The following is a 7874-nucleotide window of genomic DNA, read 5'->3' as shown; positions in this document are numbered from 1 at the left end:
GAGCCGGCGGACGCGTTTTTGATCGCGGTGCCGACGCCGTTCAAGCGCCAGGCGGACCCGGACGCGGTGCCGGAACCGGACCTGAGTTTTATCCGCGCGGCGGCCCGTTCGGTGGCGCCGGTGCTGCGCAAGGGCAACCTGGTGATTCTGGAATCCACCTCGCCGGTGGGCGCCACCGAAGCGATGGCCGCCTGGCTGGCGGAAGCGCGTCCCGACCTGAGCTTTCCCCAGGACGCGGGGGAGGGCGCCGACATCCGCGTGGCGCACTGTCCCGAGCGGGTGCTGCCCGGGCGCATCATGCACGAGCTGATCGAGAACGACCGCATCATCGGCGGCATGACGCCGGCCTGCGCCGAGGCCGCCGCCGAGCTGTACCGCACCTTCGTGCGCGGCGACTGCCTGACCACCACGGCGCGCACCGCTGAAATGGCCAAGCTCACCGAGAACGCCTTCCGTGACGTCAACATCGCCTTCGCCAACGAGCTGTCGATTATCGCCGAGCGGCTGGAGATCAACGTCTGGGAATTGATCGCGCTGGCCAACCGCCATCCGCGCGTCAACATTCTGCAGCCGGGCCCGGGCGTGGGCGGTCACTGCATCGCCGTGGACCCCTGGTTCATCGTCAGCGAGACGCCGGAGCTGGCGCGGCTGATCCGCGCCGCCCGGGAAGTGAACAGCGGCAAGCCGGACTGGGTGGTGGAAAAAATCAAAACGGCGGTGGGGGAGTTTCTGCAGGCGAACCCGGACAAGCGCGCCGGCGACGTGACCATCGCCTGCTTCGGCCTGGCGTTCAAGCCGGACATCGACGACCTGCGGGAAAGCCCGGCGCTGGATATCGCCACCCGGGTGGCGGCGGAACACCCCGGGCCGTTGCTGGCGGTGGAGCCGAACATTCATACACTGCCAGATCTTCTCTCCGGCCACGGGGCTCGACTTTGTAGTGCCGACAATGCTCTGGCGCATGCCGACATCGTGGTGGCCCTGGTGGCGCACCGCTCGTTCCGTGCGCTGACCGCTGCACGTTTACACAATAAAGCAGTGGTGGACACTTGTGGGCTTTGGACGACCTGAGAAGGGGATTCAATGAAAGGGGATATTCTTTACGTCCTGACCACCCCGGCTTTCTTTGTCGAAGGCCGTTGTGGTCGGGTCAGCCATGCTTGCGGTTTCGTAGCCGGCGCGGCCGCCCACGGTAGCCGGATCACGCTGCTTTCCGGACCGGGGGCTTCGGACTATGTGGCGACACCTGAAGGCGTCGCCTTGCGCTCTTGCCGGCGCGGCATGCTGTGGTGGCCGAGGCTGATGTTCGAAACGCTGCGGTTATTACTCTCCCATCGGCTGATGGTGGTGCGCTGGCGTCCGGTGATTCCGTTTTTGTTCTGGCCCGTGCTGTTGATCAACCGCAACGTCTGGGTCGAAGTGAATGCTTTGACGGGTATTGATTCCAACAAGGCCCCGGTGCGGCTGGGGGTGCGTTTGGCGGTGTGGCTCACGACCCGTCTGTTCAATATTATCACCGTCTCCGATGTGTCGATGGATCGTATCAAGGCCCTCGCCCGGCCGTGCCGGCGCACCTATGTGATGCCGAACGGTTTTGACCCGGATCAGCTCATTGATTTCGAACCGCTTTGCGATGCCCGGGTACCGCCCTGGCTGGTTTACTTCGGTAAGGAGCAGCCGTATTACAACTGGGAGCTTTTGTATCAGGCGGCCTCTGAACTGACGGAAAAAGGCGTGATAAGCGGGCTGAGGCTGTTCGGTGTTGATCAGGCGCCGTCGTCTTATCCCTCGGTGTTCGCCCATGGTGCTTTTGACCGGGAGTCGCTGGTGCGGGCGTTGTCCGACATTGAGAACCCCATTCTGGTGGTGCATTCCTCGGCGTCCGATGCCGCCCGCGCCACCAGCCCGGTGAAGCTGTTCGAGTATGCGGCTCTGGCTTTACCGATCGTGTGCTCCGGGTCGATGAGCCGGCAGGCCGGCCGGCTGCACGGGGTTCGGTTTTATCCGGCGGGCGATAAATCCGGGTTGGTCGAGGCGATCCATGAACTGGCCGTGGATTACCCGCTGGCGCGGGAGCGTGCCGCCGGGTCCAGGGACGTCGCCATGGCGCATTACACCTGGCCGGCGGTGGTGGGCGACTGGCACAAAGGCGCTTTATGAAAGCGGGCCGGTTGCGCGGCACCCTGGTGCGGACCTTCCTGGCCCGGGGGCTGGCGGTATCCGGCAGCCTGTTGCTTATCGTGGTGGCGGGGCGTCTGTACGGCCCGGCCGGGGTCGGGGTGCTGGCTCTGGCACAGAGCCTCATTTTGGGCGTCGGTACCCTGGCCCGGTACGGGATGGGCGGCACCCTGATGCGCTACGTCGGACGTGAGCCCGGCGACCCGAACAACCGGATCTATCTGCGCCGGGCGTTGTTGACCGCCTTGCTGGCCAGTGTTCTCGGTGGCGGGCTTCTGTGGGCCTTTCGGGAACCGCTGGAAGATCTCTTCCAGGCGCCGGGGCTGGCTTCGGCACTCGCCGGTGTCGCCCTGGCTACGCCGGCGTTCACTCTGGCGTTTGTTTTATCCGGCTTTTTCAAGGGGCTGCGTCGACCGGCCGTCGGGTCCCTGCTGGAGAACGGCGGTATCGCTCTTGGCGTGGTGCCGTTCTTGTTTTTGCTGCGCGGGCTGCATCCCGAGGATGAGTTGGCCACGCTGGGCTGGGCCTATGCCCTTTCCTCATGGCTTGTGCTGGCCTTGGCGGCCTGGCCATTGTGGCGTTGGCACGGCTCACTGGCCGCTGCTCCGGCGGCGGCCGGGACGCTTGAGACGCCGCGTGTTTTCTTCGCCACCTCGCAGGCGTTCTTTTTCACCAACCTGGCGGTGTTACTTCAGTCGGTGGTCGGCATTCTGCTGGCCGGCTGGCTGCTGGCCAACGCCGAGCTGGGGCTGTTCAAAGCGGCGCAGCAGCTGGCATCCGCGGTGAGTTTTGTATTGGTGGGGATTAATGCGATTTTTCCGCCGTTATTCGCCGAGAGCTATCATCAGGGGCGCCCGGAGCGGCTGGCCCGTCTGGCGCGGCAGGGTGCTTTGCTGGGCATTCTGATGGCGGCGCCTTTGTTGTTGGTGCTGCTACTGTTTCCCGCCGCCGCTCTGGCCCTGCTTGGCGACGGCTTCGAAGGCGCCGTGCCGCTGTTGCGGGTGATCGCCGTGGCTCAGCTGGTCAATGTGGCCTGCGGATCCGTGGGTTTTGTTCTTAATATGACCGGCCATGAAGTGCTGATGCGTAACATCAGTCTGATTTGCGCGCTGATCAGCCTGAGCCTGTTCCTGATACTGATACCCTGGTTGGGCGCATTGGGCGCGGCTCTGGCGCTGGCGGCGGCTCTGGTGGCCCAGAATCTGGCGGCGGTTTACTTTGTATGGCGCAGGCTCGGCATCTGGACCCTGCCGGGCTTTAACACGCGGGAGCATCGTTAGGTATGTCGGAGTCCTCCAACAACGTCAAGATTGTCTATATTGTCGCCCATGGGCATTCCGGGACCACGCTGCTGGATACCCTGATCGGCAATATGCCTGGCGCTGTTTCCACCGGCGAGGTGGAACGTATCGCCCAGTGGGCGGCATCGGATGATCCGGATAAGGTCTGCACCTGCGGCGCGCCGATTACCGAGTGTGAGCTTTGGGGACCCTGTTGTGACCGGCTGCGCAGTGACGCCGGCGAAGAGACGCTGACACGCCGCTCGTTCTGGGCGCGTTTCCCGGTGCACCTGGGTGACCACGGCAAGCGATTCTATGTGGGTTTTCTGCTGCCGTTATTACTGCTGCTGGGTTCTTCGCGCCTGCTGGGTCTGTTCCGGCGTTATGCGCCGGTGAGCGCGGCTCTGCGCGCTACCGATAACAGCTGGCATTTGTTCCGTGCTCTTCAGTCGGTGAGCGGGGCACGGATTATTGTCGACTCTTCCAAGTCGCCGCTGCGTATGAAGGCGCTCTATCTGACTCGCCGGGCTCTGGGCCAGGGGCAGCCTTTGTATATTATTCATATGGTTCGTGACGGTCGGGCTATCGTTTCCTCTTATCAGCGCCGGATACCGCGCAGCGTGGCTCACTACGCCAACGAATGGCGGCGGCGGCTGTTTTACCGGGCGGCCATGCTGTTCACCGTATCCCGGAAGGACAGGCTGACCCTGAAGTATGAGGATCTGGCCTCGTCTCCGCTGGCGACGTTGCAAGCGATCTGCACCTTCATCGGCGAGCCTGAATCGCTTGCCGGCGAGGCGTTCGAGAACGCCGGTGCGGTGAAGCATAATGTCAGCGGCAACCCGGCCCGGCTCGACCGCGACGCCCTCGCCCGGGTGCGTCTGGACGAGCGCTGGCGGCAGGAACTGAGCGCTGAGGATCTGTCGGCTTTCCGTCGGCGGGCCGGTCTTTTAAACCGCTGGCTGGGGTATCGATGACACTGGCGCTGAAGATTCGCACCGCCTGGGCGCTTGGTCCGCTGAATATCGCCCGGGTGCTGAGCTACCGGTTGAGCCTTAAAATCGGCATCAACCGCGCGGTGCGTCGGCCACCGGCGGCGGTGACCGGGCCCTTCTTCCGCGCGCCGGACCGGCTTCGCCTGGAGCTTGCTCCCCGCCGGGGATGGTATCAGTGGCGCGAAGCGTTCGGCTTGCGTGTCGACAGCGGCGCCGATATGGAAGCGCCGCCGGAATGGTCACGCAGCCTTGTTACCGGCGTTGCCGTCCCTAATACGGATCGGCCCTGGTGGCGGATCGCGGATTTCGATCCTCGTGTCGGCGACATCAAGGGTGTTTGGGAGGCGTCCCGCTACGATTGGGTGCTTGCCTGTGCCCAGCAGGCTCTGGCCGCCCGCGACGCTCGTGAACGCGGCCGTGCGCTGGACCGGCTTAATGCCTGGCTGAGTGACGCGGCGGAGCACAACCCCCCATGGCGGGGGCCGAATTGGAAATGCGGTCAGGAAGCGTCGATCCGCGTCATGCATCTGGCGGCGGCGGCGCTGATGCTGGGGCAGGTTTCGCGGCCGGAGCCGGGCTTGCCGGCGTTGTTAGCGGTGCATTTGAAACGGATTGCGCCGACGCTGCATTACGCCATGGCTCAGGACAATAATCACGGCACTTCCGAGGCGGCGGCGCTGTTCATCGGCGGCAGCTGGCTGGCGTCCCTGGGGTTGCCCGGCGGCGAGCGCTGGGCCCGGCGCGGGCGTCACTGGCTGGAAAACCGCGCCGAGCGCCTGATCGGCGCCGATGGCAGCTTCAGTCAGTACTCGGTGAACTATCACCGTGTGATGCTGGATACCCTGTGCCTGGCGGAATGCTGGCGCCGGCAACTGGCCGTGGCGCCGTTCTCTTCCCGCTTTTACGAGCGTGCCCGCGCCGCCACCGGCTGGCTGGGTAATCTGGTCGACCCCGGTAACGGGGACGCGCCCAATCTGGGTGCCAATGACGGCGCCCGCTTGATTCCCCTGACTGACAGCGACTACCGGGATTACCGGCCGACGGTGCAGGTCGCCTCTGTTTTGTTCGCCGGGGCGCGGGCCTATCCGGACTGCCCGTTGGCGGACCAGGCGCTGCTTTGGCTTGATTTGCCGGTACCGGAACCGGTTCGCTCCTGGCAGCATAGCGCGCTTTACGCGGATGGCGGCCTGGCGGTGGCCCGCAGCGGGCCTGCGATGGCGGTGCTGCGCTTTCCCAATTTCCGGTTTCGTCCGGCGCAGAGCGATCTGCTGCATCTGGATCTGTGGCGTGGTGGGGAGAACCTGCTGCGTGACGGCGGCACTTACAGCTATAACCCGGGCCAGGAGGACGACGACTGGCAGGACTATTTTCCGGGCGTGGCCTCTCACAATAGCGTGCAGTTCGACGGCCGCGAGCAAATGCCGAGGCTGGGCCGCTTCCTGTTCGGCGCCTGGCCTTCTGTGCGGGATCTGGATGGGCCGCGTACCGACCGCGGCGACCAGACCCTGGCCGCCGGTTACCGCGACTGGCAGGGTGCCGGTCACTATCGGCGGGTGTGGCTGGGTGCCGGGCTGTTGAAAGTGGAAGACCGGGTTGACGGCTTCAGGCTTGAGGCGCGCCTGCGTTGGCGGCTTTGCCCCGGTGATTGGCAATGGCGGGGCGACGATCTGGTTAACGGCACGCTTCGCATTCGTGTCGGCGCTGATGTTCCGGTGCGTGAGCGACGCCTGGTGCAGGGTTGGGAGTCCCGTTATTACAGCCAAAAAACGCCGCTACCGGTGCTGGAAGTGGTGCTTGAGGAAGCCGGTGTGTTCACCACGGAGTTTGAATTTCCGACATGAAGGTTTTGTATTTCCATCAGCATTTCTCGACCCCAGCAGGCTCCGCGGGCACCCGTTCCTATGAGATGGCGCGTCGGCTGCTGGTGGAAGGGCATCAGGTCACCATGGTGTGCGGCTCCTACCATGGTGGTCAGACCGGCCTGCAGGGCGCGTTCCGCAGGGGCCGCCGCGAAGGCCAGGTGGACGGTATCCAGGTGGTGGAGTTCAACCTGGCCTACTCCAATGCCGACGGCTTCCTGAAACGCGCCGGGCTGTTTCTGCTGTTCGCCTTGCGCAGTGTTCTGGTTGCTTTAACCCGGCGGTACGACGTGGTGTTCGCCACCAGCACGCCGCTGACCGCCGGTATTCCGGGTATCGTGGCGCGCTGGCTGCGCGGCAAGCGCTTTGTTTTCGAGGTGCGTGATCTGTGGCCGGAGCTGCCCAAGGCAATGGGCGTGATCACCAACCCGCTGGTGTTGTGGCTGATGTCCGGGCTGGAGTGGCTCTCCTATCACTCCGCGCATCGGCTCGTGGCGCTGTCGCCGGGCATGGCCAAGGGCATCCGGGCGCGCGGTATCGACCCGGCGCGCATCGCCATGATTCCCAACGGCTGTGACTTCGGCATTTTCGCGGCGCCCGGGCCCGGTTGGCGCCCGGAAGGCGTGGCAGTGACCGATCTGATGGCGATTTTCACCGGCACCCACGGTATGGCCAACGGGTTGGATGCGGTGCTGGACGCGGGCGCCGAGCTCAAACGCCGTGGCCGTACCGATATCAAGCTGGTGCTGGTGGGGCAGGGCATGCGTAAACCGGCGCTGCGCGAGCGCGCCGCCGCCGAGGGCCTGGACGCCGCCGGTGGCGGCCCCCTGGTGTTCCATGATCCGGTTGATAAGGCGCGCCTGGCCGGCCTGATGGCGGAAGCTGACCTGGGCATGCAGATTCTGGCGAACGTTCCCGCCTTCTACTTCGGCACCTCGCCGAATAAGTTTTTCGATTATATTTCCGCCGGTCTGCCGGTGCTGAACAACTATCCGGGTTGGCTGGCGTCGATGATCGAAGAGAGCGGGTGTGGTTTTTCCGTGCCCCCGGATGACCCGGCCCGCTTCGCCGACGCCCTGGAAGCCGCGGCCGACGACCGCGACGGCCTGGCCGCCAAAGGCGACGCCGCCGCGCAACTCGCCCGGGAGCGTTTCGACCGGGATACCCTGGGCCGTGATTTCGTGGCCTGGGTGACCGGTGGCGAGCCGCCCGCCGGCCGCGTTCAGGAGGGCCCCGATGCTTAAACGCCTGCTTGATATATGCGTATCCGGTCTGGCCCTGCTGCTGTTGTCCCCGGTGCTGGTGGTGCTTGCGATACTGGTGCGGGTTAAGCTGGGCTCGCCGGTGCTGTTTCGTCAAACCCGGCCCGGCCTGCACGGCGAACCGTTCGAGATGATGAAATTCCGTACCATGACCGATGGCCGAGATGCCAACGGTGAGCTGTTGCCGGACGACCAGCGGCTGGTTCCATTCGGTCGTTTTCTGCGCAGCTCCAGCCTGGACGAACTACCGGAGCTGCTCAACGTGCTGCGCGGTGACATGAGCCTGGTGGGGCCGCGTCC

The 7874-nt window shown here is 64.8% G+C and carries 7 protein-coding genes; all 7 read left to right on the top strand.

Annotated elements, in window-relative coordinates; all coding sequences use genetic code 11:
• A partial coding sequence (gene wecC, locus ACEQZD_RS05955; protein WP_370184565.1) for a UDP-N-acetyl-D-mannosamine dehydrogenase occupies positions 1 to 1071 on the top strand: 1071 nt, incomplete at its 5' end.
• Between the two features lie 12 nt (positions 1072 to 1083).
• Entirely contained in the window at positions 1084 to 2160 is a 1077-nt protein-coding gene (locus tag ACEQZD_RS05950; RefSeq protein WP_214013812.1) for a hypothetical protein, read from the top strand.
• Positions 2161 to 2171: 11 nt separating this feature from the next.
• Complete coding sequence (locus tag ACEQZD_RS05945; protein WP_335628613.1) at positions 2172 to 3458, top strand: oligosaccharide flippase family protein; 1287 nt, start codon at positions 2172 to 2174, stop codon at positions 3456 to 3458.
• A 2-nt stretch (positions 3459 to 3460) separates the two neighbouring features.
• On the top strand, positions 3461 to 4435 hold the full coding sequence (locus ACEQZD_RS05940) for a sulfotransferase (protein WP_214013814.1): 975 nt from the start codon (positions 3461 to 3463) through the stop codon (positions 4433 to 4435).
• Positions 4432 to 6294: a heparinase II/III-family protein gene (locus ACEQZD_RS05935; protein ID WP_370184564.1), complete on the top strand. Its 1863-nt coding sequence runs from the start codon at positions 4432 to 4434 to the stop codon at positions 6292 to 6294. Before ACEQZD_RS05940 ends, ACEQZD_RS05935 begins: the two co-directional genes overlap by 4 nt.
• Positions 6291 to 7556 carry a glycosyltransferase family 4 protein gene (locus ACEQZD_RS05930; RefSeq protein ID WP_214013816.1) on the top strand — a complete coding sequence of 422 codons (1266 nt, stop codon included), beginning with the start codon at positions 6291 to 6293 and terminating at the stop codon, positions 7554 to 7556. The genes ACEQZD_RS05935 and ACEQZD_RS05930 overlap by 4 nt, the downstream gene beginning before the upstream one ends.
• Positions 7549 to 7874 (top strand): sugar transferase (locus tag ACEQZD_RS05925; protein ID WP_370184563.1); only part of this gene is annotated, 326 nt, incomplete at its 3' end. The genes ACEQZD_RS05930 and ACEQZD_RS05925, both read left to right, overlap by 8 nt.

Origin of the sequence: Alloalcanivorax sp., assembly GCF_964221125.1 — a bacterium.
GTDB classification, from domain to species: Bacteria; Pseudomonadota; Gammaproteobacteria; order Pseudomonadales; family Alcanivoracaceae; genus Alloalcanivorax; species Alloalcanivorax venustensis.
The sequence above is the reverse complement of the archived record's forward strand: the minus strand, read 5'-3'. Positions and strand labels throughout refer to the sequence as shown.